24 protein-coding genes, 1 tRNA gene and 1 pseudogene are annotated in these 24,522 nt (G+C 44.4%); 18 read left to right on the top strand and 8 right to left on the bottom strand.

The window, feature by feature from the left end; all coding sequences use genetic code 11:
- Positions 1–107: 107 nt before the first annotated feature.
- Entirely contained in the window at positions 108–398 is a 291-nt protein-coding gene (locus ABL924_RS00435; RefSeq protein ID WP_349025087.1) for a hypothetical protein, read from the top strand.
- A 303-nt stretch (positions 399–701) separates the two neighbouring features.
- On the opposite strand, the gene ABL924_RS00430 is transcribed toward ABL924_RS00435, so the two are convergent.
- Positions 702–3,758, bottom strand: coding sequence for a transglycosylase domain-containing protein (locus tag ABL924_RS00430; RefSeq protein ID WP_349025086.1), 3,057 nt, complete (start codon positions 3,756–3,758; stop codon positions 702–704).
- Positions 3,759–4,119: 361 nt separating this feature from the next.
- Complete coding sequence (locus tag ABL924_RS00425) at positions 4,120–4,929, bottom strand: VPLPA-CTERM sorting domain-containing protein (protein ID WP_349025085.1); 810 nt, start codon at positions 4,927–4,929, stop codon at positions 4,120–4,122.
- A 122-nt stretch (positions 4,930–5,051) separates the two neighbouring features.
- Between ABL924_RS00425 and ABL924_RS00420 the strand changes: the two genes are divergently transcribed.
- A complete protein-coding gene (locus ABL924_RS00420) occupies positions 5,052–5,210 on the top strand; it encodes a hypothetical protein (RefSeq protein WP_349025084.1) in 159 nt (52 codons plus the stop codon).
- 233 nt (positions 5,211–5,443) lie between these two features.
- Here the strand turns inward: ABL924_RS00420 and rmuC are convergent, their stop codons facing one another.
- On the bottom strand, positions 5,444–6,775 hold the full coding sequence (gene rmuC / locus ABL924_RS00415) for a DNA recombination protein RmuC (RefSeq protein ID WP_349025083.1): 1,332 nt from the start codon (positions 6,773–6,775) through the stop codon (positions 5,444–5,446).
- Positions 6,776–6,788: 13 nt separating this feature from the next.
- On the bottom strand, positions 6,789–8,075 hold the full coding sequence (gene hemL / locus ABL924_RS00410) for a glutamate-1-semialdehyde 2,1-aminomutase (RefSeq protein WP_349025082.1): 1,287 nt from the start codon (positions 8,073–8,075) through the stop codon (positions 6,789–6,791).
- A 202-nt stretch (positions 8,076–8,277) separates the two neighbouring features.
- On the opposite strand from hemL, the gene ABL924_RS00405 reads away from it, so the two are divergent.
- Complete coding sequence (locus ABL924_RS00405) at positions 8,278–8,682, top strand: DUF4332 domain-containing protein (RefSeq protein WP_349025081.1); 405 nt, start codon at positions 8,278–8,280, stop codon at positions 8,680–8,682.
- 187 nt (positions 8,683–8,869) lie between these two features.
- Here ABL924_RS00405 and ABL924_RS00400 read toward each other — a convergent pair whose 3' ends face one another.
- On the bottom strand, positions 8,870–9,682 hold the full coding sequence (locus tag ABL924_RS00400; RefSeq protein ID WP_349025080.1) for a sulfite exporter TauE/SafE family protein: 813 nt from the start codon (positions 9,680–9,682) through the stop codon (positions 8,870–8,872).
- Between the two features lie 120 nt (positions 9,683–9,802).
- Here ABL924_RS00400 and ABL924_RS00395 point away from each other — a divergent pair, with 120 nt between their 5' ends.
- The 14 genes from ABL924_RS00395 to dinB all read left to right on the top strand — a co-directional run bounded on the left by ABL924_RS00395 (position 9,803) and on the right by dinB (position 21,906).
- Positions 9,803–10,720 (top strand): CysB family HTH-type transcriptional regulator, encoded by a 918-nt coding sequence (locus ABL924_RS00395; protein ID WP_349025079.1) that lies wholly within the window; start codon positions 9,803–9,805, stop codon positions 10,718–10,720.
- A gap of 167 nt (positions 10,721–10,887) precedes the next feature.
- A complete protein-coding gene (locus ABL924_RS00390) occupies positions 10,888–11,100 on the top strand; it encodes a lipoprotein (RefSeq protein ID WP_349025078.1) in 213 nt (70 codons plus the stop codon).
- Between the two features lie 2 nt (positions 11,101–11,102).
- Positions 11,103–12,353, top strand: a complete 1,251-nt coding sequence (gene lysA, locus ABL924_RS00385; protein ID WP_349025077.1) for a diaminopimelate decarboxylase — start codon at positions 11,103–11,105, stop codon at positions 12,351–12,353.
- Positions 12,354–12,626: 273 nt separating this feature from the next.
- Complete coding sequence (locus ABL924_RS00380) at positions 12,627–14,057, top strand: trypsin-like serine protease (protein WP_349025076.1); 1,431 nt, start codon at positions 12,627–12,629, stop codon at positions 14,055–14,057.
- 103 nt (positions 14,058–14,160) lie between these two features.
- Entirely contained in the window at positions 14,161–15,213 is a 1,053-nt protein-coding gene (locus ABL924_RS00375) for a hypothetical protein (protein ID WP_349025075.1), read from the top strand.
- Between the two features lie 228 nt (positions 15,214–15,441).
- Positions 15,442–15,924 (top strand): type II toxin-antitoxin system VapC family toxin, encoded by a 483-nt coding sequence (locus ABL924_RS00370; RefSeq protein ID WP_349025074.1) that lies wholly within the window; start codon positions 15,442–15,444, stop codon positions 15,922–15,924.
- Positions 15,925–16,196: 272 nt separating this feature from the next.
- On the top strand, positions 16,197–16,619 hold the full coding sequence (locus tag ABL924_RS00365) for a putative toxin-antitoxin system toxin component, PIN family (protein ID WP_349025073.1): 423 nt from the start codon (positions 16,197–16,199) through the stop codon (positions 16,617–16,619).
- Complete coding sequence (locus ABL924_RS00360) at positions 16,616–16,873, top strand: toxin-antitoxin system HicB family antitoxin (RefSeq protein WP_349025072.1); 258 nt, start codon at positions 16,616–16,618, stop codon at positions 16,871–16,873. The genes ABL924_RS00365 and ABL924_RS00360 overlap by 4 nt, the downstream gene beginning before the upstream one ends.
- A gap of 43 nt (positions 16,874–16,916) precedes the next feature.
- Positions 16,917–17,753 (top strand): diaminopimelate epimerase, encoded by an 837-nt coding sequence (dapF, locus tag ABL924_RS00355; RefSeq protein ID WP_349025071.1) that lies wholly within the window; start codon positions 16,917–16,919, stop codon positions 17,751–17,753.
- Between the two features lie 4 nt (positions 17,754–17,757).
- On the top strand, positions 17,758–18,444 hold the full coding sequence (locus ABL924_RS00350) for a DUF484 family protein (RefSeq protein WP_349025070.1): 687 nt from the start codon (positions 17,758–17,760) through the stop codon (positions 18,442–18,444).
- Entirely contained in the window at positions 18,444–19,352 is a 909-nt protein-coding gene (xerC, locus tag ABL924_RS00345; RefSeq protein ID WP_349025069.1) for a tyrosine recombinase XerC, read from the top strand. Before ABL924_RS00350 ends, xerC begins: the two co-directional genes overlap by 1 nt.
- A 108-nt stretch (positions 19,353–19,460) precedes the next feature.
- Positions 19,461–20,489, top strand: coding sequence for a DUF2333 family protein (locus ABL924_RS00340; protein ID WP_349025068.1), 1,029 nt, complete (start codon positions 19,461–19,463; stop codon positions 20,487–20,489).
- A 7-nt stretch (positions 20,490–20,496) separates the two neighbouring features.
- Positions 20,497–20,811, top strand: a complete 315-nt coding sequence (locus ABL924_RS00335; RefSeq protein ID WP_349025067.1) for a DUF4389 domain-containing protein — start codon at positions 20,497–20,499, stop codon at positions 20,809–20,811.
- A 6-nt stretch (positions 20,812–20,817) separates the two neighbouring features.
- Positions 20,818–21,906 (top strand): DNA polymerase IV, encoded by a 1,089-nt coding sequence (gene dinB, locus ABL924_RS00330; protein WP_349025066.1) that lies wholly within the window; start codon positions 20,818–20,820, stop codon positions 21,904–21,906.
- A 54-nt stretch (positions 21,907–21,960) separates the two neighbouring features.
- On the opposite strand, the gene ABL924_RS00325 is transcribed toward dinB, so the two are convergent.
- The 3 genes from ABL924_RS00325 to ABL924_RS00315 form a co-directional block, all read right to left on the bottom strand.
- Positions 21,961–22,037, bottom strand: a tRNA-Met gene (locus ABL924_RS00325).
- Positions 22,038–22,091: 54 nt separating this feature from the next.
- Entirely contained in the window at positions 22,092–23,183 is a 1,092-nt protein-coding gene (ychF, locus tag ABL924_RS00320) for a redox-regulated ATPase YchF (RefSeq protein WP_349025065.1), read from the bottom strand.
- Between the two features lie 189 nt (positions 23,184–23,372).
- The gene (locus ABL924_RS00315) at positions 23,373–23,783 is read right to left on the bottom strand and encodes a protein YgfX (RefSeq protein ID WP_349025064.1); all 411 of its coding nucleotides are present in this window, start codon (positions 23,781–23,783) and stop codon (positions 23,373–23,375) included.
- A gap of 596 nt (positions 23,784–24,379) precedes the next feature.
- On the opposite strand from ABL924_RS00315, the pseudogene ABL924_RS00310 reads away from it, so the two are divergent.
- Positions 24,380–24,481: pseudogene (locus tag ABL924_RS00310) on the top strand (IS200/IS605 family transposase); the annotation flags it as partial.
- Positions 24,482–24,522 lie beyond the last annotated feature (41 nt).

Genomic DNA, 24,522 nt, shown 5'->3' with positions numbered 1-24,522 from the left:
AGTCGCCTCATGACAATCTAGAAATTGATGCCCTAACCAACAAAAACCAAAGCTACCGTTTATAAGAAAATGATTAGGCGGTAGCACTTATTTAATAAGGAAAAACCATGAAAACTATTGTTACTATTTTGTGCTGTACCTTGCCTTTTTCGGCACTCGCCCAAATTGTTATCCCATCATCAACACCTAGTTATGTAACAACATCAGCCGGTGTAGTACTGGATGCATCTGGGGTGGAAGACACTGACCCTCAGGAACCTGTTTTGATGACAACGACCGAAATACAGGCCGTAAATACGGCTCTTATACAAAAAGACAACACCATAAAACAAAAATGGATAAAACGCCGCCAAGGTGCTGCAGCGCGGGCTTTAACAAATCCTCAGCTCATCAAATAGCAAATATCCGCCTTGTAAGTTCTGGCGGCTGTGGCAACATTCAAGGTGGTTTCCAAGGTTGAAAGGAGTAGTCTGTTTGTAGTGCTTGAGGTAATGCGATCAGTGAAACTTTCGACCTTTCGTGGATTTGGGGACGGCTAAACTGTTTTTGATCAAGGTTTTCTAAGTGGTTATCTAAGGCAATTGTCTTGTTATAATTATTAGAGATGCCCAGATATATAATTCGTAGATATTTCTTGGTTTAAGTCTGACTACGAATACTTCAGCGTCAATCGACTTTTTAGGGCTAATGATATTTGTTAATTAATGTATGGTATCGTTATTCAGTTTTTCAACAGATGTTTTTTGCAAGCCTTTGTCTTCCACTACGCCGTTTAACAAAGGCGAAAGTGTAGGTTTTAGGTATTTGATAATCTGCACCGGTAATGAGCTGGTAAAGTGGTAACGCCCAGCGTTGGGGCCTTCTACATACGCTGTAATCACACCAAAAAACCGATCACCGAGAAAAAATACAAAAGTGGCGGCGCGGCTGATGAATTTTGATTCCAACAGTCGTCCACGCTCACCCCATACCTGTTTACGATGATCTCCAGTGCCTGTTTTACCTCCGACCAGCAAAGGCTCGCCATTGCTGCCGGTATAAACACCTCGCAGGCGTGAAGCTGTTCCACCTTCAACAACACCAGCAAGAGCGCCGCGAGCAGTTCTGGCAACTTCTGCCGGAAAAATGCGCTCACCCTGTTCAGGAAGTTTATTCATTATCGTTTCATACGGGGTAGCCGAGGCGAAATGCAAGCTGTCGAATCTGATAGAGGGTAAGCGAAGGCCATCATTTTGTAATACGCCCATCAGTTCAGCCAAGGCGACGGGACGGTCTCCTGACGCACCTATCGAAGTCCCATATGAGGGGGTTAATTTGCCGAAGGGGTAACCGACACGTTGCCATGCTTTGTGGATTTCCTTAAATGCTTCTTCTTCAAGCAAGGTCATAATGCGCCGTTGTTGGGAGTTTTTGCGTTTGCTTTTAAGCAGCCAGCGGTAGACTTCTTGGCGCTGTTCGTAACTGGCATCCAGGATATTCTCCAGAGTCGCTTTCGGGTATAGGGTTAGATGCCGCACCAGCCATAATTCCAGTGGATGGACTTTGGTTATATACCCTTGATCTTGTAAGTCAAAATTTTCAATGGAATACTTGTCATACAAGTTGTAAATATCTTCATTAACTAATTCGACCCCTTTTATATGGGATTTTAGGAAAAGGTAGAATTGGGTTTCATCATGGTCTGGGTAGATTGATCGGTACAGCATAGAATAGCGCGACACTTTAGGCTGCACTTTTTCGGTCAGCAATTGCATGGCCTCTTCGGAGGATTTTCCTTGGTATTTGACATAAAAGCGCCGCAAATAAGCCCTGCCTTCACGATCAGCAAAGCGCTCCAGATATTCATTGCGCTTAGGATCAGCAGGATCGTCAAGCCAACGTGCTATGCCGTCAGGTTTGTACAGGTGGTGGTAAACAACATCGCGCATCAAGCGGATAAACACAAGGTTGGTCGAATCTCGCAAGGCATGGCGCACTGACTTGATCTGGCTGTTTTCGGATTTGTCGAAATTATTAAAATGATGCAAGCCGCCGCCAGTGTAAAAGTATTCGTAAGGGCTTGCAGAATATTTCCTGTCGAGCGCTTCGTTAAGTAAGTCTTCAAGGCTGATACCGCTATTTGTGTTGAGTTGCTGGATAACCCAGGCAGATAGATAATCGCGGGGATGGAATGTGATTTGTTTAAGATCTTCTGGAGAACGGCCGTGGTAACTTTGATAAAGTTGGGCAATCAGCTCCAAATAATGCACCATCGTACGCAATTTTGAGGTTGAGCCGAGATCCAGGCGAATGCCTTCGTTGATGTCCAAAGGTTGGTCAAAACTATCGGTTTGGACTCTTAACAAATTACCCGTATGGCTTTTTTCGAATAACATCAAGCTATAGATAATTGCTGATAAATCGATATTGGCATCCAGCATCCGAAACCCCAAAATACCTGCTGCCTGTGCATTTTCACGCTCGCTCAAGCCGTGTAGTGCTTTACTGATAGATTGCTGTAGATTGTAATCGAGTGTCGTTTTTACGGTTAAATCTAAGCGATCCAATTCATAATTCGATTTAATGCCTAATGTTTTGGCAAGCCGGGTTCGAAGCACGGTTTGCGTTTTATTTGTTGGCATAAAGTTGGTTGGATTCAGCACGGATGTGACCGGTTTTACACGGGTAATCTTGAGTGCGGCATCGCGTAACGCTGTTGTTATAAAACCTTGATTGGCCATAAGCCGCAGATAGCTGTCGGTAAGTTCTTGCAATGTTTTGAACCCCTTACCCAGAAGGTATGAAGGCCGTCTTTGAGACAACAAAGTAGTCAGCACTTGCCGAAAGGCGGTTGCTTGTTGCGGACTAACCTGTTCGCGTGGCTTAAAAGCTGCTGGGTTAAGTAGCTTATTGACCTTATCGAAATCGGCATCAAACCATGAAGCTAAACCATCTCCCAGGCCATGTACTTCACCAGATTTCGGTGTTGCTGATAACGGCATGGAATTGAGGTAAGCTAGGACGATTCTCTGTCGCATTTCACCGGTATCAGGCCCCAACAAGTAAGCACGGATAGAAGCGCTTGCCATCTGACGTATTTTGTCGCTGATTGAATTGGTATAGCCATTGGAAGAATGTCGATATTTTTCAATTTGCGTTGCCAGAGTGCTGCCACCTGGAACGCTGTCGGTAATGCCCAGTTTATTGGCCATCATTTGCAGTGTGGCAAAGCCAAAGCGATCCCATTCAACCGCAGGATTCAGGGTTGGATTTTGATCGTTAAGTAATTCCCTATTTTCAATAAACAGTAGCGTTTGCAAGACTAATGGCGGAATTGCCTCGAAACTTGAGTAGCCACGAATAGGGTAGATAGTGCTAAAAATAGCCTTATCTGTTTGATCTACAATGCTTAAACCGATTCTGGTTTTTTCTTGATAGATAGGAAATAAACCATAGCCTCCCAATTTGTTCATCATGGGCGAGGACGATGCCTGTGCGGTAATATTGAATCCTACTTTTTCCAATCGAGCAATAGAGGCTGGGATTAGCGTATAGCCGAGGCGCTGGTCATAAGGGCCATAGCTTGGGTAGCGGATTGATTTGCTAGCGCCAGGATTAAGTTTAAAACTTAATTGTTTGGTAATTTCGGAGAGATAATGCGCTTGGTATTTTGACTTGGCGATTTCTTGTTGGACAATTTTGACAACAACGAAAGTGATAAGAATTACGCTGGCGACAATGTACCCCGTTAAAAATCGATGGAGACCTCGTTCATTCATGTGCGTAATTTATAATGTCTACGGAGCTTATCGGACTAATCCTTAAATAGAGAGGGTTAAAAACCTGATCTACAAGGCGAAAGATGTCCGAAATTAACGTAAAGCCCTATAAAACTGTGCTTGCCCACAAAAAAATTGTTGAATGGACTTCTTGCTTGAATAAAAAATCGGTTCATTATAGCAAACAAAGTAATTTTTGATTGCTTTAGGTGGGGTGGGGAGGTGGCTAGGGTAAAACTTATTTTTCTACGTTCTTTATTCAGAGCTACAGGGTTGTTGTATATGTCCAATTGGTATTGCAATAAAAAAGCAGTGACGGTTAACCGTCACTGCTTTCCAATATCAAGAAAAAGCTAGTTTATTAAGCCGCTAATTTTGATTTTTTACGTATTCCTAACAATCCAGCAAGGCCCGAACCAAACAACCAGACAGCTGCTGGAATCGGCACGTTACCTGGGCCTGGAGGAACGACTGTGCCACCAAAGCCATCCAAGTAAGCGTAACCTGCGTGACCACCATAAGGGCAATCTGAGAGTAGCATACTGAGAGTAAAGTCGTGGCCAACTGCAGCTAGCTTTACCAAGTCGATACTTTCTAATTGCCAACCGCTGGTGAACCAACCGGAGAATGGAGTCCATGTAACGCCGCTTGTGCCAGAGCCAATTGCGCCAGCAGAGCTGTAACTGCGGCTTATTATATCTGCACCTGTGGTGTCATCGCGTAGCGTTATCGAGAAATAATCTGAATCCGTTAGGGTATGGGATGACTCCAACACCGCGTTCCACTGGAAGAAAATATTCTTATCGGTGTAATTAGTTACGCTTTGTGAAATGGTTGATACCGAAGAGTTAGGAATAGAATCATTAACACGCACAGAATGATTGCCGTTATAAACGGTATTCGCGCCTGTAATTGCATCCTTACCCACGCCTACCACAGTGTTATTAGATGGGCCGCCGACATAAGAAGATGCTGTTGGTAGTGTAGCAGAACCATTCCAACTACCACCACCCTGAGTCCAGCCGCTCAGATTGCCGTTTTCGAAACCACCATTTGTAAAAGTACCCGCATAAGCGGATCCGGATGCGAGCAAGGAAATTAATAGAGCAATTTGTGTTTTTTTTATAAGCACCTCAAAAAATATTAAGTAAGGCCTAAATTGGCAGAACATGTTTTATTCCGACCACGGCCAATAAAGTTTTTTTCAAAAAATACACATTTAAGGTAAGAAATGCGAATTTTGATTTATACATAAGGATACTAAGCATTACTATGCGACATTTTTAAAAGTCCATGATGTCAACCATATTGAAAAATGCAACCTATCTGTCTTTGGCTATAGCAAAAGACCTGTGGCTTTCCCTTGCTTGGCTCACACCAAGTTTGACCTTGTTGATTGATAAAACAGGAACGGGTGTCGATAATATGCTAATTGCCGATAATTATCAATGAACTTATAGAAAAAAAGACTGTTTCAATGTTCAAAATCCGTACTTAATTAAATACGGAATCTTATAACTACCGACGTGAGCATTATATGAAACTAGGTGTCTATGTAAATACGTATAAATACTTATGTCAGATGGTATGGTAGATCATCTATCAAAAGTAAGAGAGTATTAGAAAATGAACTTTGATTGAAGATAAGCACAAGTTTCTTGCTAACGCATCATCAAAGTCATTTTTTAATCTTCATCCGTTTTAATCCCCGCCTGATTGCTAATGTTTTTAGGGAAGGTTTTTTTGACTTTAACACCCAGGTCAACAAAACTGCTGGCTTGCCGGATAAGATTGCCATTGCCCTGGGTCAGTTTGTTCATGACGCCATCGTAGGTCGTATGAACGGTGCTAAGTTGTTTGCCTAGTTTGTCGAGTTCTTCCACAAATCCACGTATCTTGTCGTAGACGATCCCCGCTTTTTCGGCGATTGCACGAGCGTTTTCGTTTTGCCGTTCGTAACGCCAGATATTTTCAATCGTCCGTAAAGTCGCCAGTAAGGTTGTGGGCGTGACGACGATGATTTTATGCTCGAACGCATCGGTAAATAAGCGTTCATCAGCCTGAAAAGCAGCAACAAATGCGGCTTCAATGGGCATGAACAGGAGCACAAAATCCAGAGATTTGATGCCATGTAAGCCGGAATAATCCTTGTCACTCAGGCTCTTGATGTGTTCACGTACTGCGCCGGTATGTTGCCTGATGGCGATCATGCGTTCTTGGTCGTCTTCAGATGAACAATACCGTTCATATGCCAATAACGAGACTTTGGAATCGATAATGACATCTTTGTTCTCGGGTAGATGGATAATGACATCTGGTTTAAACAGGCGGTTATCGTCATCGCGGAATGCACTCTGGGTTTCGTATTCAATGCCTTTCCGCAGGCCTGAACGTTCCAACACCTTTTCCAGGATCATCTCACCCCAATTACCTTGGTTTTTTTTGTCTCCTTTCAGTGCACGGGTTAGGTTGAGCGCTTCCTGGTTCATTTTCGCGGTATCGCGCCGGAGTGATACGATTTCCTCTCGAAGCGTAATCCTGTCCTTGTTTTCATTGTCGTAAACGGTTTCTATCCGTTGCTTGAATTCGCCCAGTTGTTCCCTAAGCGGTGTGACGATATGGTCGAGACTAGTTTTATTTTGTTCGGCAAACTGTTTGCTGCGGTCTTCAAAGATTTTTCCGGCCAAATTTTCAAATTGGGTTTTTAGTTGGGTCTCAGCATTTTGTAACAATTTGAGTTTTTCGTAAGTGCTTCTTTCTTGTTCTGCAATGCGGGTTTGCAGTTCGGCGTTCTTGGTTTTGGCGGAGGTAAGCAGTTGTTGATATTGTTTTAGATCATTTTCAACGGCTTGCAGATGTTTTATTTTTTCTTCAGAAACGGCAATATTGATCGACAATTGCTGGATGGCGATTTTATCTTTATGGGTAAAAAGCCGCATCAGTATTGCGCCGACGATTAGGCCGGCGAGTGCGATTGTCCAAGGTGGTAGGTTATTAATAAACTCCGTGACGGTCAACGGTTGTTCCTACTTACGTTAACTGGACGAAGATTTTTTCGGCAATAGCTAGCGTTTGTTCCAGGTCTTCATCGGAATGTGCTGCGGAGACAAAACCTGCTTCAAATGCGGAAGGGGCAAGATAAATGCCTTCTGCCAACATTGCATGAAAGAAGCGTTTGAATAAGGATTGGTCGCAAGCCATCACTTGAGCAAAGCGGGTGATTTTTTCTTCATTATTGAAAAACAGGCCGAACATGCCGCCGACGTTGTTGGTGGTGAATGCAATTCCTGCCTTATCCGCCCGTCCTTTCAAACCAGAAGTGAGTTTTTCGGTTTTTGCCGTTAACGATTCGTAAAAACCAGGTGCGCTAATCAATTCAAGCGTTTTCAGGCCAGCCGCCATTGCAACGGGATTGCCCGATAATGTCCCAGCTTGGTAAACTGGCCCCAAGGGGGCGAGATATTCCATAATTTTACGTTGCCCACCAAAAGCCCCGACTGGCATTCCGCCACCCAAGACTTTACCTAGCGTGGTCAAATCAGGTTTGATGCCATAAAGCCCTTGTGCACCTGATAATCCCACACGAAATCCGGTCATTACTTCATCAAAAATCAATACAGCATGGTATTCGTCACACACTTGGCGCAGGGTCTGTAAAAATCCAGGAGCGGGCGGCACACAATTCATGTTGCCAGCAACAGGTTCAACGATGATACAGGCAATTTGCTCGCCCATTTCAGCAAACAGTTTCGTTACTGCCTCGTTATCATTATAAGGCAGCGTCAAGGTGTTTTCGGCAACGGCTGCGGATACCCCTGGTGAACTTGGCACGCCCAGCGTTAATGCGCCGGACCCCGCTTTCACCAGCAAAGAATCAGCATGTCCATGATAGCAGCCCTCAAATTTGACGATTTTATCCCGTCCTGTGTAACCACGCGCCAAGCGAATCGCGCTCATCGTGGCTTCCGTGCCGGAGCTGACCATACGCACCAGGTCGATAGACGGCACTAATTCACACACTTTCTGCGCCAACAGCGTTTCAATTTCTGTGGGTGCGCCGAAACTTAAGCCCTTGTCAGCAGCGGTTTTGACTGCCGAAATAACTTCGGGATGGGCGTGTCCCAAGACCATCGGCCCCCACGAGCCAACGTAATCAATATAACGCTTGCCCATACTGTCGTAGATATAAGCGCCTTGGGCATGGTCAATAAAAACGGGTGTTCCACCGACACCGCTAAATGAGCGGACTGGCGAATTGACACCGCCAGGGATTACACTTTTTGCTTCGGAAAATAAAACGTCTGCTGATTCGGTCATGGTTAGTGGTATTTAATAATAGGTAATATAGCAAGATAAAAAGACTAATCCGTATCATCTCAAAGATGGCTTAGGTTGGGTAGGTGAATTTATTTAATGGCGACTTAGCGGCTAAACTGATGATACTATTGCACCCAGCAGAGTGGGTTATCCATTCAGGCTATTTAACCAACATCTTATCAAATTAATTAAGGAGGTGCTAATGGCACAAATTGATGATATTGAAGGCATCGGCCCACAATATGCTGAGAAACTCAAAGCAGCGGATATCAATACGGTAGAAAAACTACTTGAATCCGGCGCAACGGCAAAAGGCCGCGATGAATTATCTGCAAAGACGGGCATTGGCGCCAAATTGATCCTGACTTGGGTTAATCATGCCGATTTATTTCGCATCAAAGGTGTTGCCGGTCAGTTTTCAGAATTACTGGAAGCAGCGGGTGTAGATACCGTACCTGAATTGGCACAACGAAATGCGGAAAATCTGCAAAAAGCATTATCGCAAGCCAATGATGAAAAACACCTGGCTAAAACCACACCTTCATTGACTCAAGTGACCACTTGGATTGAAGAAGCTAAAACTTTACCTAAAGTTGTTCAGCATTAAGATTGTACGGATTTCCCCTCACTCAACCTTCTCCCACGGGAGAAGGTTTTGGTGTACCTACTGGTAAATAACGATAACGAACGGTTATTTAGGCAAGCCTGGATTAAATAACACGTTCCCGTCATTCTTGAAGTTGCCAATGGTAATTTGGCCTTCGGTCTCTTTTTAAAGGGTTTTCATGACGTTCTCATTGCGTAACAAACTTCAGCCCAATCAGCAGTAATACCGAAGCCAACACAGGCCGTAAATAATGTTCGGGAATTTTTGCGCTCAAATGACTGCCTATCCAGATGCCAGGTAATGAACCCACCAGTAAGCTACCCAGTAACGTCAGGTCAACATTCCCCAACATAAGATGTCCCCAGCCCGCGACGGCGGTAAGCGGGATGGCATGGGCGAGGTCGGTGCCAACAATTTTCAAGGTACTCTCGCGTGGAAAAAGAAACAGCAAGGCAACCGTACCCAATGCACCTGCGCCCACAGATGACAAAGTCACTAGCACACCTAAAATCGCGCCGGTAAGTATCGTTATGGGTATTTGCCAACGCGGTGAGAAACGTCCAGCATTCATCATATTGCTGTAGTCGTCATCAAGTTGCCCCAAGGCTTTGGATTTACGCAAAATAACCGCACGAATTAACAAAGCGCAGGAAGTCAGGATCAGGGCGATTCCAAGCGAATAGGTAATGATTCCGGTAGTTTCCTTGCCAATATCCATATAATGCTTAATGGCAAACAGGGTCAAGACAGCAAAAGGTAAGCTGCCTAACGAAAGCCAAGCGACAATTGGCCAATCTACTGAACGGTGCTTGCCATGATGCACGAAGACCCCAGCCGTTTTGGTGATGGCGGCATATAAGAGATCAGTTCCCACGGCTACCGATGCCTTGAAACCGAATAAAAACACCAGCAAAGGTGTCATCAGTGAGCCACCGCCGACACCGGTAATACCGACCAATAAGCCCACTGCAAAACCCGAAGCCGAGTACATCAAATTCATGAAAAGTAATCCCTGTTGAATGTTTGATTGAGATAAAGGCACATTATACCTGCCACATACCCCGTCTTTTAATAATATGTTATGCTAACTTTATGCAATTTTGTCATAAAGAAAGAACTAATGAACCTAATCCAATTACGCTACATTCGTGAGATAGTTCAGCAAAATCTCAGTATTTCAAATGCTTCCGAAGCTTTGCATACCTCGCAATCAGGGGTTAGCAGGCAGGTTCAATTACTGGAAGAAGAGCTTAAGCTGCTGATATTCCAGCGCAACGGCAAGCGGCTGATTGGCATTACTGAGCCAGGTAAAATTATTGTCAATCTTGCCGAGCGGGTGTTGCGTGAACTGGATAACATCAAGCGGGTTGGTGAAGAATTCACCCAAAAGGATCGGGGAACATTAACCATAGCCACAACCCACACCCAAGCGCGTTATTTCTTACCGCCAGCCGTCAAGCAATTCATGCAGGAATATCCCAATGTTACTTTGACGATACATCAGGGTAATCCATCGCAAGTGGCGGAACAAGTCGTGAGTGGCGAAGCGGATATAGGTATTGCAACGGAGTCTATCAGTACTTACGAAAACCTTTTGTGTTTGCCTTGCTACCAATGGAATCGCTGTGTTGTCGCACCTTATGAGCATCCCTTATGGAATGATCTCCCGCTCACCTTGGAAAAAATTGTCCGTTATCCTCTGATTACTTATGATTTTTCTTTTACTGGCGGGTCAGTTGTCAAACGTGTGTTCAATCAAGCTGGTCTTGAGCCAAATGTGGTGTTGACCGCGATTGATGCCGATGTGATAAAAACTTACGTCAACCTGGGTTTAGGTGTTGGCTTGTTGGCTGCGATGGCATACGACCAGGAGCGTGACGGAAATTTGCGGATGTTGGATGTCGGTCATTTATTCCCTGCCAGCACCACCTATCTTGGTCTGCGCCGCGATGCTTTTTTGCGTGATTATATTTATGATTTTATTCATATATTGGTGCCAGAATTAAACCGAAATACCGTCCTGGCAGCACTTAAATGAGTCATGCCCACCAGCTACATGTTTTGATTAACGCTAAGTCCTTGTGAAAGACCCGTCTTGATAGGGATATATGTCTATTAAATTGAACCCAGTTGTTGCTTTCTGATGCCTTTTGTTGCATTTCAGCTTATCATGCAAACTAATTTTTCTTTAAAATAAAACGATCCATGAAAGACCATAGTTATCCCTTATTTTTATTTTGTTTATTGATAGCTGGCTGTGGTCAGCCTGGCCCTTTGTATTTGCCGACTAATAAGCCACCCGTCTATGTAGAGCCGGACGCAGAGCCTGAAACTAATAAGGATGCTGCGCCAAAACAGGAAACAAAACCACAGCCGCCGCCGCAACCAGACATCAAACAACCCGTAAAAGACCAATAACAATGGATTATTTTAACTATCGAGACGACGAATTATATGTTGAAGACGTTTCTGTTCAAGACATCATTTATCAACACGGCAGCCCTTGCTACGTTTATTCACGAGCCACTTTAGAGCGGCACTGGAAAGCATTCGATGACGCTTTTGGTGGGCAACAACATTTAATCTGCTATGCGGTAAAAGCCAATTCTAATATCGCTATTTTAAACCTGTTGGCGCGATTGGGTTCGGGTTTCGATATCGTCTCCTTGGGTGAATTGGAACGCGTGATTGCCGCAGGTGGCGATCCGAAGAAAATCGTTTTTTCCGGCGTTGGTAAGCGCGAAGACGAGATATTGGCAGCATTAAAAACTGGCATACGCTGCTTTAATATTGAAGTCAGCGGCGAATTGGATCGGATTAATATCTTAGCCCACCAGTTGGGTGTCATTGCACCGGTCTCGTTTCGGGTGAATCCTGATGTCGATGCCAAAACCCATCCTTATATATCCACCGGATTAAAAGAAAACAAGTTTGGTATTGATATAGATCAGGCTTTGGGCGAATACCGCCGTGCTGCGGCAATGGCGAATGTCGAGATTGTTGGGATAGATTGCCACATCGGCTCGCAATTAACCGAATCCAGACCATTTTTGGATGCCTTGGATCGCGTGCTTGAGCTGGTGAATGCGCTTGAGGCTGAAGATGTTCACCTGCATCACATCGACTTAGGCGGTGGTTTGGGTATTTGCTATAAAGACGAGCATCCACCCGAACCAGCCGAATACATACAAGTAATGTTGGCGCGTTTAGGTAAGCAACCTTATGAAATCTTGCTTGAACCAGGACGTGCTATTGTCGGCAATGCAGGCATATTAGTTACCCAGGTCGAATACCTGAAAACCACAGCACACAAAAACTTCGCCATCGTCGATGCGGCGATGAACGATTTGATCCGGCCTTCTTTGTATGGTGCATGGCAGGAAATTATTCCGGTTACTAGAGGGAGCGAAGTAACCGAACAACATTGGGATATTGTCGGTCCCGTATGTGAAACCGGCGATTTCCTGGGTAAAGACCGGGCGTTATCAATAAAACAGGGTGATTTGTTGGCGATACGTTCGTCGGGTGCATATGGTTTTAGCATGAGTTCCAACTACAATTCCAGGCCGCGCTGTGCCGAGATTATGGTTGATGGTGCTAAAGTTAGAGTTATTCGGGATAGAGAGCGCATCTCGCATTTGTGGGCGGGGGAACATTTGTTGGCGTTATGAAAATTAATATCCGACTCTGTAGGGTGGGCAAATTGCCCACCGTTTACGGAGTTTCCGGTTTTAGTGGGCAACTTGAGGTTGCCCACCCTACAAAACTAATTTCAAAGTATTAGCTGAAATAAATTCCATTCAACCTGCGGCTTGTTCATAGCCATGTAAAAAATATAGTGCCTATTCACACAAATCCATGTTTTAATTGCTACCGTCTATATTGTACTGCTTAAATAGGCTCACAGATTTGTAACCATTCATTAATCCAAAATAAGGTGAAATATGATTAAAATCCCTAAACGCTTATCCAGATTTTGTGGCATCGTTGTGCTTGGTGTCGCTGCCTATCAAATGCCAGTGGCTTATGCTCAAAATCAAGCATTTACAATGCTTGCATCTGATCACTCCCTTGATATGGATGCAATGGAATATTCCAAAACCTACAAGGTTAGCTTTGTTGAAGCATTGCGTAACTTAATTATTCAGCTTTCATCGGATGATGTTGTCGCCCATTTGCAAAATAAATATAAAACCCGCTTAGCTGGCATGTATGCTGAGCATAAACCCTATTACCATTTGGTGGTACGCTTAAAGGGTAATGCAAGGGTATTGGATACGAGTTTTCCAATTCGGAATAAAACCGCTGTGCCTTTTTCTGAAATACTTGATTTGCCAGTTGAATTTCAATCAGGTGCAGATTATACCTTGGCAGAACTTGAAAAAATTCGCGATGCCCATCTTAAAGAGTTTGCCGCGATTCCGGGTATCCAAGGGACGGGTATTGACGAGCGTAGCGGAGAAGTGGTGCTAGATATTGTTGAGCCAAAGAAAACGGCAACTGCTAACTCAAGCCGTTTTGCTAGTCCCGCTCCTTCGTTTATCAATTTGCCTATCAAAATAAACAAGCTGCGTTCAAAATTAGTCAACGCTGCAGCAAGTGTTAGGGCATCAGAAATCATGTCAATGAGAATAAGCCCGTTATTAACATCTCAGCTTGGCGGGTGTACGTCCGGCTTTAATATTAAGGATAAAGCGACAGGCAGACTATCTTATGCCACGACGGCGGCGCATTGTTACGACTACAATATAACCCTTAATGACCGTAAAACTGTAGGAGATGACAAACTTGGTTTAATTTATGTTAAAGAATTTCATAATGCCAGCCAAGATTTTCAGGTTATGTCGGTAAAGCCGCCGCTATTGCAAACGATTCTGTTACCGCAGTTTTTTGCTGCGGACAATGTAGCCAAACCACTGACAGGTCGCCGTACCCGCGCCAGCACAGTAGTCGGTAATACTGTCTGTCATTATGGTAAAACCACGGGTTATAGTTGTGGAACTGTGAAAGATAAAGCATATATGCCAGGTTTAGTGGGTAGTATCCTTTTCAAAAGCTGTGGCCCAGATGGTAAGACCGGAAAGCCTGCTAAACCTGTCGTATGCTCCAAAACATGGGTGAAAGTAGCTGGGCCTAAATTAGATTGCTTTCAAGGTGATAGCGGCGGGCCAGTTTTTATAGGAAATATTGCCGTGGGTTTGCTCAGTAAAGTTAGTAAGAATAATTCGACTTGGAGTTCAATAATACACAAGGGTAAAGGCTGGTGCGGTGGTAATGATGGCGGAACATTGCCAATTACTGGCGATGATCCTGGATTTTTGACCTACATGTCAACGGATGAGCTTTATAACGCAGGTTATCAATTGAAGTATTAATCTAAGGGTAATGCACTGTTTCCCTATTTTCTTCAATTCTAAAGTTCTCAATAGGGAAGCAGGGTTTATTTCGGTTATAACGTCTCTAAAAGGAAAAGTTGAGATGAATATTTATCACGCCAACGGCTTATGTTTAGCTGCACTATTCTTTACCGTCAGTTGCCAATCCATCGCCGTTTTACCACCCGCTGCTGCCAATGAAGTTTTGGCTGAAATAGCCCAAGTTACTAACCCGAAGTCTAAGATTCATGTTGCAACAAGCATATCGTCAATACCGGTTGAGCTAAATGCTATAGGGTTTGAGTGGGAAGAATATCGATGTGGAGAAGGTTCTATTGAATGTGAGCTTGGTACGCTCAAACTCGGCAACGATCATTGCTTTTATGTAGAGCTAGACAACGGTGTCAAGGTTTTACCCGTGCTTATTTCAGAATATCTGCCGCCAGATAAACTAGCGGTTAAATACACAAGGTGGTTAGGTAGAAAAGTCATGGGTTACTACGGCAATCAAGCTATAGATTTAAAATCCACGGTATACAATACTACAAATATCGGTTGGGTAACACCGCCACCGCAATTGGAATGTAAGTTATCCCAAGCGCATCAATATGCCCGTTTAATCCTCAATGATAAATATACCAAATTCGATCCACTGACTGGACAAGACAACCTGAAGCCTTCTCCGCCAATCGTAGGAAAATTACCTTATATGGGAGTATTTAACTATGGTGACGGGTTAGATAGCAACAACATAAAGGATGCTTTTAAGGAAGGCAGCTTACTTATTGAAAAAGACTGCCTGTATATCCGTTTTAAAGATGGCAATGCTGTCTTACCCATCTTTGAAACTCAACGTACGTTTTGGCAGGAAGCTAAAAATACCCTGAGGGCCTCTGGAAAAGACTGGCATTTAGAAACAAACTATGTCTTTGGGCCATTAAGCGATGTATTTCCCTATACATTTAATCCTACGCATCCTACGGCACGCCCTAAAGAGATTGTTTCAGCACATCCAAGTTGCAATACTCAGCAAGTGCGTTCTGTGGGTGGAATTTATGAACCCGCTGAGTTTAAGCAAAAAAAGGCGGCATATATGGCAGAAGAAAAGGCTGAAGTAGCAACGACGAAAGCAGAAAAAGGAAATCGTCAGAAGTAACCTTTAACTCGTAAGATGGGTAAATTGTAGGTTGGGTTAGGCTCGCAAAATCATTGGGACTTAGCTATCGTATACCTTTGGGCGAGCCGTAACCCAACGTTCGGGAGTTGAATTGCTGCCCAATGTTGGGTTACGGCGCACGGACAAATCGGTTATTATTTTTGCGAAAGTAGTTTTGTGCGCCTAACTCAACCTACAGCACTTTGTGTTTTCTTATCCAGAATATTCATGAAACCAATAGTCTATCTTGAATCGTCAGTCATCAGCTATCTAACAGCCCGGGCTAACCGTGATGTTGTCATCTCGGGCAGACAAGCAATTACTCTTGATTGGTGGGAGAACCAACGAAACCGATTTGAGCTTCGCATATCTATTTTGGTGGAGGAGGAAATTGGTAGGGGCGATCCCAAAGCTGCTCAGATTCGCCTTGAAACCGTTGCCGATATAGCCAGTCTTACCATTTCAGATGAGGCAACTAAAGTTGCTGATTTGCTTTTAGCTAATGATGCCGTGCCAGTGGGCAGCGAAGAAGACGCATTGCATATTGGCATCGCTGCCGCTCAAGGTGCGGATTTTTTGCTCACTTGGAATTTCAAAAACATCAATAACGCTGAAACAAAGGCAGTTATAACACGGCTTGTGGAATCTTGCGGGTATGCCTGCCCACAATTATGCTCACCTGAAGAATTAGGAGGAATATTAGATGATTAACGATCCAATCGTTGAGGAAGTCCGTCGCTACAGAAAGGAACACGCTGCACGGTATGGCAATGATCTAAGCCGAATCGTGGAAGCTTTAAGAAAAAAAGAAAGTGAGTCAAGTCATGTTAAATTAAATCCGGGGCCAAAGTTGTTATTGAAAATAATAACAAGACCATAAAATGGGCATAGGATGCTGCCGAGGAACGAGGCGCATTTTTGTGTTACCGGAATAAAACACCTTATATTTGAACCAAATCTTAGGTTGTCATATCATATACGATATGAGATATGTCTTGGATACCGATGTCGTTGTTTCCGCCATGCGAAGCCCTACGGGTGCTTCGGCGGCACTTTTAGTGTCTGCTTTGGACGGCTTGTTTGTCTTGGTCGCCAACGTGCCGCTGGTTGTGGAGTACGAAGCGACTTGCAGCTTGGCGGAACACCGGGACGCTGCGGGTTTGGATGAAAAGCAAGTCGGGCAATTTTTGGATGCCCTTGCTGCGCTGGTTGATCCTATCCCGACGTATTTTCTCTGGCGGCCAAAATTGCGTGACGCGGCGGATGAAATGGTGTTGGAAGCGGCGGTTAACGGGCAAGCCGATGCCATTGGCACTTTTAATCTTCGCGATTACGGTAGCGTACCCAATACATTCGGAATCGAAGTCTTGAAACCTTCGGAAGCACTTAAGAGGATAAAACAATGAGCAATACGACTAGCAACACTTATCCATTACGGTTGCCGCGTTCGATAAAAGCGGCGGTGGAACAGCTCGCCAAAGAAGAAGGCATCAGCTTGAATCAGTTTGTGGCTATGGCGGTCGCGGAAAAGCTGACTGCATTGAATACCGCCAAGTTCTTTGCCGACAGGAAAAATCGCGCTGATTTTGCGGCGTTTCGGGACATTTTGACCCGCGAAGGCGGCGAACCACCACGCGAAGACGATAAGTTACTTGATTAATCAAAGATAAATCACTCTTCTTCCTTAATTTTTGTAAGAAATAATGCTTCAATTCGCCAAAATGCACGGTTTGGGCAATGATTTCGTCGTTATCGACGCAATCAAGCAAACCTTTTTGTTATCGCCGGAACAAATCCGTTTCATGGCTGACCGCCATTTCGGAATCGGTTTCGATCAACTGTTGCTGGTTGAAAAGGCAGTGAGTAGCAACGCCGACTTCAAATACCGTATTTTCAATGCCGATGGTAGTGAGGTATCACAATGCGGCAATGGCGCACGTTGTTTTGCACGGTTTGTGCGGGAAAAAGGTTTGTTTACGGGCGATACGATTACCGTTGATACGGACTCAGGCCAGCTTGTGCTTACGTTAACTGAGAATGATTTGGTGACGGTCAACATGGGCATACCCAGACATGCACCCGTTGAGATTCCTTTGCTTGCCGCCCAGGAAGCGCAAACGTATCCCGTGGAAATTGACGGCACGCTGACAGAGTTAGGCGCGGTGTCTATGGGTAATCCTCACGCCGTTATTCAAGTTGAAAATATAACATCAGCTCCTGTGGCTGATTTAGGCCGGATTTTGGAAAGCCATACGCTCTTCCCTGAACGCGCCAATATCGGTTTTATGCAAGTGATCAATCGCAAGCATATTAAGCTTCGCGTTTATGAACGTGGTGCGGCGGAAACTTTGGCCTGCGGTAGCGGCGCGTGTGCCGCCGTGGTTGTCGGAATTGAACAAAACTTGCTGGATAACGAAGTTACCGTCGATTTGCCTGGCGGACAGCTTGCGATAAGCTGGGTAGGTCGTGACCAACCGGTATATATGACAGGCCCTGCAACGACTGTGTTTGATGGAAAAATCAGTTTGATGGAAACATAACGCTATGAATGAACAAGAAAAATCGAATCTGACTTCAAAACAAATTGAACAATATCTTCGACAACATCCAGAATTCTTCAATGAGCATCTGCATTTGCTTGAACAAATGCGAATTCCGCACCCCAGTGGCAATGCGGTATCGCTGATTTCCAAGCAATTGGAAATATTCAGGAGTAGGCATCAGGAGCTGGAAGGTCAGTTAACCGAGCTGATTGAGATTGCCAGGGAAAACGACACGTCTTATGTGCGGATGCACAAACTGACGTTGGCAATGCTGGATTCCAAGACCGTTGAAGAAGTTGTTGAGAATCTGGAAATCGTACTTTCGGAGTATTTCCTAACCGATTTCGTAGCTATCCGCATCATCAAAAACAATCCTGATGCGACGCTTTCCAAGCTCTTTATAGCACCGGACAGTGACGATCTAAAACCATTCAGCAAAGAGCTTTCCAGTAGTGAGCCGACCTGCGGAAAACCTACCTTGACCCAAGCAAAAATCCTGTTTGGTGATTCCTCGCTTGAGGTGCAATCGTATGCCATTATGCCGATGATGTTTACTCAGTTGGAAGGTTTTTTGGCAGTTGGTAGTCGTGAAGACGGACGATTTCATTACAGCATGGGCAGCCTGTTTTTAACTCAGATGAGCGAGATTGTTGGCACTCGCTTGATTGCGTTGTTACAAGGGCAATAATGTCGCCTGCCGCCGAGGAAATGCTGGCTAACTTCTTAAATCAACTTAAATATGAGAAACGTGCGTCCATCCACACGGTAAAAAGTTACCAACGTGATATTGAACGCTTATCAGCTTATTGCAAAGAAAAGATCATCTTCAACTGGACTGACCTTAAGCAAGCTGATGTTCGCGCCCACATTGCTAGTAGGCATCGCAAGGGCATGGGCAGTAAAAGCTTACAACGTGAGTTATCTGCTATCCGCAGCTTCTACACTTTCTTATTGAAAAATGGCTTGGCTGAAAGTAATCCCGCACAGCACATCAAAGCCCCCAAACAGGCACGCACATTACCGAAAGCTTTGGATGTCGATCAGATTAATGGGCTATTGGATGCAAGGGCGAGTTCGTCTCTGGAAATACGTGATCTTGCTATGTTTGAATTGTTTTATTCGTCAGGACTAAGGTTAAGTGAGTTGAGTTCGTTAGATTTAGTTGATCTTGATTTATCTGATCGTTCACTGCTAGTCCGCTCAGGGAAGGGCGGTAAATCCAGAATTCTGCCTATAGGCGGCAAAGCGGTCACAGCGATCAATAATTGGTTGCAGGAACGCGCAAAAATGACGGCTATTGATAATGTGGCATTATTCGTGACCACCAAAGGACGACGTTTAGGTCAACGCAGCATTGAGCTAAGGTTGTCGCAATGGTGCAAAAAAAAGGGCATAGACCAACACATCCACCCGCACATGCTCAGGCATTCGTTCGCCAGTCATTTGCTGGAATCCAGCCAGGATTTACGGGCAGTTCAGGAGCTGTTGGGGCATAGCAATATCAGCACCACGCAAATCTACACCCATTTGGATTTTCAGCATCTCGCGGAAATCTATGATAAGGCGCATCCACGGGCCAGAAAAAAGCCGCAATAAGCTTGCTGGATAGGCAAAATAAACAAAAATCTGTTACCATGTTTGCAATATATCCAACAACAAATCCAACCCTCCTCAACACAACCCACAGCTCACAGGAAACCTGAAATGGCATCAAGCGATTTACTTGAAGATGAAAAGTCTAGGGGCATACTCTGGGGTTTTGGTGTGCTTGTGCTTATATCTTTGCTGGTTTTAGTCTTTCTTGGTGTTTGGTGGGGTGCCGAGCCTCAGCAGTTCAGTATCCAGGATGAAGCCATGGAGCGGGCTAAGATAACTAAAACCACTGACATTCCACTTGGCTATACCTATACCAATACCCTGGCACATATTGCCGAGGTTTTGCTTCATAAATCAGGTGGTTATATAACTAATGATGTGGCGCCCCCGGGCGTGTTTCTCGACAACGTATCAAACTTTGAATACGGAGCTTTGGTGATGTTACGCGATGCGACGACAGCGTTGCGAAATCACTTTACCCGTGACCAGTCTCAGTCTGATGAAGATCCCGATTTAAAAGTAGCTGAACCTTATTTTTATTACGAAAATGATTCCTGGGCGTTGCCTTCGACTGAAGCGGAATATCAGAAAGGCATTGATGCGCTTCATAAATACATGGTTCGACTGCAAAAATATGAAGGCAATGTCAAACGGGCGCAATTTTATTCCCGTGCGGACAATCTTTGGCAATACACCGAAGTCGTCATTAAGCGCCTAGGTAATCTATCTACTCGCTTAAGCTCAAGTACGGCTGGTGCGGCGCTTATTCCTGGGTTAGAGGTTATCGAACCTAATGTCGCCGTTAGAAATGCCAAAATTGCGCCTATGGGTGAGACGCCTTGGCTTTTGATTGACGATGTATTCTACGAAGCCCGTGGCTCTAGTTGGGCGTTGCTGCACATACTTAAAGCCGTTAAATATGATTTTCATGACATTTTGTTGGATAAGCGGGCGATGAACACCGTGGACATTATGATTAAAGCTTTAGAAAATGCCTTGTCACCTGTATTAAGTCCGATGATTTTGAATGGCACTGGTTACGGGGTAACAGCTAATTATTCCTTAACAATGGCAACTTATATAGCCCGTGCCAACGCCGCTGCGTTGGATTTACGTGACATTATGAATAGAGGGTAAAAATCTGATGGACGAACAACTCGAAGAAAACTTGAAAAAAATCAGTACTTGGAAACGCATATTTTTTATGCTGATCTTCGCTGCCATCGGTGGCTTGGTCAGGATGTTAGTTTGGGCGGTTATTTTATTGCAGATAGCGTCAGTACTTTTTACCGGTGCTGCAAATGAGAATGTGCTTAGGTTTGGGCGTAATCTGTCGTTGTATACTTACCATATACTGACATTTCTTACATTTAATACTGACACCTTACCTTATCCATTCTCAGAATGGGCGATCACTGAAGAATTGAAATTGCCCGAACCTAAGAAACGCCAAAAATAGGGCTTTATGTCCACGTCCCGCAAAATCATTCATATTGATATGGATGCTTTTTTTGCGGCGGTCGAACAACGTGACTTCCCCGAATACCGCAACAAGCCCTTGGTCGTAGGTGGCAATCCGTTCTCCCGTGGCGTAGTAGCAACCTGTAGTTATGAAGCAAGGGTATATGGCATCCATTCCGCTATGCCCACCACTCGAGCTTATCGTTTGTGTCCACAAGCCATTTTTGTAAAACCTCGGTTCGACGCATACCGCGAAGCTTCACAAGCTATTAGGCAAATATTTTTCGAATATACTGATCTGGTTGAACCGCTGTCATTGGATGAAGCGTATTTGGATGTCACAGAGTCTGAGTATAATGGTGGTTCAGCGACACTGATTGCCAAAGCGATTAAAGCGAAGATAAAGCAACAAACTCAACTGACGGCTTCGGCGGGTATTTCCTACAATAAATTCCTGGCTAAAATCGCTTCTGACATGGATAAGCCGGATGGTTTGTACTTGATTACACCTAAGCAAGGGGCTGATTTTATTGAGCAACTCCAGATTCGTAAATTTCATGGTGTAGGCAAAGCCACAGCACTTAAAATGAACAAATTAGGTATTCAAATTGGCAAAGATTTAAAAAACCTATCTCTGGAAGATTTACAGCAACATTTTGGCAAGTCTGGTTTGTATTACTACAATATTGCCAGAGGGATTGATAATCGCCCCGTCGTCAGTTACAGAAAAAGCCAGTCAGTCGGCGTGGAGACCACTTTTCAGCAGGATCTTAACAATACCGAGGAGGTACTCGAATACTTACAACAACTCTATGATAAAGCACTGACGAAAGTAACGAAAAAGCAACTCTCCGCCCATACCATAACCATTAAAATCAAATATTTCGATTTTGCACAGATCACCCGCAGCCGCACTTTAGCCAAGAAGATTACTGCCGCAATTTTTAGTAAAGATTTGCTCGCAGAGTTACTGAAAAATACCGATGTGGGTCAACGTAATGTACGCTTATTGGGGGTCACCTTGTCTTCTTTTGAAGATCAGAGCCAATTGTCATCTGCTGAACAGTTCGACTTATTTGAAACTGCCCCATGAGTGTCCCATAGGCAATAAAAAACCCTTCGGCTTATCGTAAGGGCTTGATATACATGGTGGCGATAGGTGGATTTGAACCACCGACCCCGGGGTTATGAATCCCGTGCTCTAACCAACTGAGCTATATCGCCGCATGAGGGGTCTTGACAGACAGCCGCGAATTATAGGTTTCGCCCCTTGTTTTGTCAAACGTTGAATCTGAAATGCACAACATCGCCGTCCTTAACGACATACTCCTTGCCTTCTAGCCGCCACTTGCCTGCATCTTTCGCACCTTGTTCGCCTTTGTAGCTAATAAAGTCCTGATAGGAGATAACTTCGGCGCGGATAAAGCCTTTCTCAAAATCGGTGTGGATTACCCCTGCGGATTGAGGGGCCGTTGCTCCGACAGGAATGGTCCATGCCCTGACCTCTTTGACCCCAGCAGTGAAGTAAGTGGCTAAGTTAAGCAAGCTATAGCCAGCTCTTACCACACGATTTAGTCCAGGTTCTTCCAAGCCTAGATCATCAAGGAATTCCTTTTTTTCATCGTCTTCAAGCTGCGCTATTTCTGACTCTATGGCAGCACAGATCGCTACCACCGTTGCCCCTTCGTTATCGGCAAACGCTTGGACTTTGTCCAATAAGGGATTATTGGTAAAACCATCATCCTGGACATTGGCAATGTACATGGTAGGTTTAAGGGTTAACAAGCACAAATCTTTGATGAGGCATATTTCTTCATCATCTAAATCTAATCCCCGCGCTGGTAATCCGGCATCAAGTTGTTGGTAAATACGGTCTAAGACTTGCTTTTTCGCCAGATCATCTTTATTGCCGGACTTGGACGCTTTGCTTACACGCAGTAACGCTCGTTCCACGGAAGCCATGTCGGCGAGTGCCAGTTCGGTGTTAATGACTTCAATATCGGAAAGTGGGTCGATTTTCCCAGCAACATGGACAACATTGTCATCTTGAAAGCAGCGGACAACGTGGGCAATGGCATCAGTTTCGCGGATGTTTGCCAAGAATTGATTGCCTAAGCCTTCACCTTTTGATGCGCCTGCAACCAATCCTGCAATATCTACAAACTCGATGGTAGTAGGAATGATGCGTTCTGGTTTAACGATTTCTGCCAGCTTATCCATCCTGGGATCGGGTACAGGCACGACACCTACGTTGGGGTCAATAGTGCAAAACGGATAGTTTTCTGCCGCGATTTTTGCTTTGGTAAGTGCGTTAAACAAGGTTGATTTACCCACATTGGGTAAACCAACGATTCCACAGTAAAGTGCCATAAGTTCTCTTGGAAGCGAATAAGGTGTAAGGGTAAAGAATTGCGGAGTCTGATTAAATCCTTCGACAGGGCTCTCCTGAGAATTGTCGATGGACTCAGGTCGAACGATAACATGTTCAGAGATTCCAGATAATAAGCGGCATTATACAAGTTCCAACAGTAATCTGGGCGATTAATACAGCAGTGAAGACTAATGCACAGTCATTCTCAACTTTACTATAAGCTGTCTATAATCGTCTTCCCTGAGTGCATCATTAGCGATAAGAATGGTGGGTTTATTGTGCATCTGTAGAAATATAAAAACCGTTGTGACGACAGTTGATTTTAATATTGCTACCGCTTCAAAGTCACCACCATCGGAAATTTCCCAACCCAGCTTTTCCGTATACCTTATTTTACGTTGTTCAATCTTAAGCCGGGGGCAGTTGATCTTGAAATTTAAGCCGACCACAGCACCTATAGCCAGCTTCACTGCAATAGGCAGAGAGTTAACAACACTTGCGCCCAAGGCGATAAGGTGGATAACGATGATTAAGCGTTGTAATTTTTTTGAAGGCTTGAGTTCGACGACAAATGGCGCACCGTGTTTTTTTGCGATCAAATGGATACTCTATAGATTCGGTCTTGTGAAGTTTGAATTATTTCTGAATTAAAGCCATGTGCACCAATACATTAAATTAGCTTGACTTAAAACTTTAAAAAGGCCGGAGCAATAAGTTTTAAAGTTTAAGTAGGCTAACGGAATATTGCCGGAATTCCCATAAACATCACCATTATGCCTTATTAAAGTACGGTATGATCGGCATTATGTAGCAACCGCGCAAAACTATATATATCAGAAGATTGCGGCACGCCTGGTCAATAACGATTGATCTATCTGTGCCAAAGACATATATTTCTGCAAAGAAGGATTATCATGAAATCAACGAGCGCGTTAAAGCGCTTGTTGATGCAATTAATGCAACCGGACAGGCAGAAACTATCGCTTCGTGCTAAGGGCATGGTTTGCCATGGTGTCCTCCGTATGTGTATTTTAGAGCCATAGCATGAAACTATATGGGGCGCAGAAAGAACTTCACGGGTCAAAGTTTTTGGGCGAGAGGTTATACCAATCCCAATAAGTTGTTATTTGAATCCCCTCATCCTGACCTTCTCCCTTTGGAGAAGGTATCAATGAAAACTTATTGGGATTGGTGTTATTATGTTTCAACAGTGGGTAGGGATGAGGCAACGGTGAGGAATTACATCAGGCATCAAGAAGCCGAGGATCAGCGAATAGAACAACTTAGCTCATTTTAAGGCGCCGCCACCTTTAGGTGGAGCAATAACTAACCCGCTTT

Source organism: Methyloglobulus sp. (genome assembly GCF_040079455.1).
In the GTDB taxonomy this organism is placed as follows: Bacteria; Pseudomonadota; Gammaproteobacteria; order Methylococcales; family Methylomonadaceae; genus Methyloglobulus.
Note: the sequence above shows the minus strand (reverse complement) of the source record. Positions and strands in the feature narration are given on the sequence as shown.

What these genes read in the sequence shown, in the direction of transcription:
- hemL (WP_349025082.1), bottom strand. Translation starts at nt 8,075, where the DNA reads ATGACCGAATCAGCAGACGTTTTATTTTCCGAAGCAAAAAGTGTAATC.
- ABL924_RS00390 (WP_349025078.1), top strand. Translation starts at nt 10,888, where the DNA reads ATGAAAGACCATAGTTATCCCTTATTTTTATTTTGTTTATTGATAGCT.
- ABL924_RS00380 (WP_349025076.1), top strand. Translation starts at nt 12,627, where the DNA reads ATGATTAAAATCCCTAAACGCTTATCCAGATTTTGTGGCATCGTTGTG.
- lysA (WP_349025077.1), top strand. Translation starts at nt 11,103, where the DNA reads ATGGATTATTTTAACTATCGAGACGACGAATTATATGTTGAAGACGTT.
- ABL924_RS00435 (WP_349025087.1), top strand. Translation starts at nt 108, where the DNA reads ATGAAAACTATTGTTACTATTTTGTGCTGTACCTTGCCTTTTTCGGCA.
- ychF (WP_349025065.1), bottom strand. Translation starts at nt 23,183, where the DNA reads ATGGCACTTTACTGTGGAATCGTTGGTTTACCCAATGTGGGTAAATCA.
- ABL924_RS00430 (WP_349025086.1), bottom strand. Translation starts at nt 3,758, where the DNA reads ATGAATGAACGAGGTCTCCATCGATTTTTAACGGGGTACATTGTCGCC.
- ABL924_RS00420 (WP_349025084.1), top strand. Translation starts at nt 5,052, where the DNA reads ATGATGTCAACCATATTGAAAAATGCAACCTATCTGTCTTTGGCTATA.
- ABL924_RS00400 (WP_349025080.1), bottom strand. Translation starts at nt 9,682, where the DNA reads ATGAATTTGATGTACTCGGCTTCGGGTTTTGCAGTGGGCTTATTGGTC.
- ABL924_RS00340 (WP_349025068.1), top strand. Translation starts at nt 19,461, where the DNA reads ATGGCATCAAGCGATTTACTTGAAGATGAAAAGTCTAGGGGCATACTC.
- ABL924_RS00405 (WP_349025081.1), top strand. Translation starts at nt 8,278, where the DNA reads ATGGCACAAATTGATGATATTGAAGGCATCGGCCCACAATATGCTGAG.
- ABL924_RS00335 (WP_349025067.1), top strand. Translation starts at nt 20,497, where the DNA reads ATGGACGAACAACTCGAAGAAAACTTGAAAAAAATCAGTACTTGGAAA.
- ABL924_RS00395 (WP_349025079.1), top strand. Translation starts at nt 9,803, where the DNA reads ATGAACCTAATCCAATTACGCTACATTCGTGAGATAGTTCAGCAAAAT.
- dinB (WP_349025066.1), top strand. Translation starts at nt 20,818, where the DNA reads ATGTCCACGTCCCGCAAAATCATTCATATTGATATGGATGCTTTTTTT.
- ABL924_RS00370 (WP_349025074.1), top strand. Translation starts at nt 15,442, where the DNA reads ATGAAACCAATAGTCTATCTTGAATCGTCAGTCATCAGCTATCTAACA.
- ABL924_RS00350 (WP_349025070.1), top strand. Translation starts at nt 17,758, where the DNA reads ATGAATGAACAAGAAAAATCGAATCTGACTTCAAAACAAATTGAACAA.
- xerC (WP_349025069.1), top strand. Translation starts at nt 18,444, where the DNA reads ATGTCGCCTGCCGCCGAGGAAATGCTGGCTAACTTCTTAAATCAACTT.
- ABL924_RS00365 (WP_349025073.1), top strand. Translation starts at nt 16,197, where the DNA reads ATGAGATATGTCTTGGATACCGATGTCGTTGTTTCCGCCATGCGAAGC.
- ABL924_RS00425 (WP_349025085.1), bottom strand. Translation starts at nt 4,929, where the DNA reads ATGTTCTGCCAATTTAGGCCTTACTTAATATTTTTTGAGGTGCTTATA.
- ABL924_RS00360 (WP_349025072.1), top strand. Translation starts at nt 16,616, where the DNA reads ATGAGCAATACGACTAGCAACACTTATCCATTACGGTTGCCGCGTTCG.
- ABL924_RS00375 (WP_349025075.1), top strand. Translation starts at nt 14,161, where the DNA reads ATGAATATTTATCACGCCAACGGCTTATGTTTAGCTGCACTATTCTTT.
- dapF (WP_349025071.1), top strand. Translation starts at nt 16,917, where the DNA reads ATGCTTCAATTCGCCAAAATGCACGGTTTGGGCAATGATTTCGTCGTT.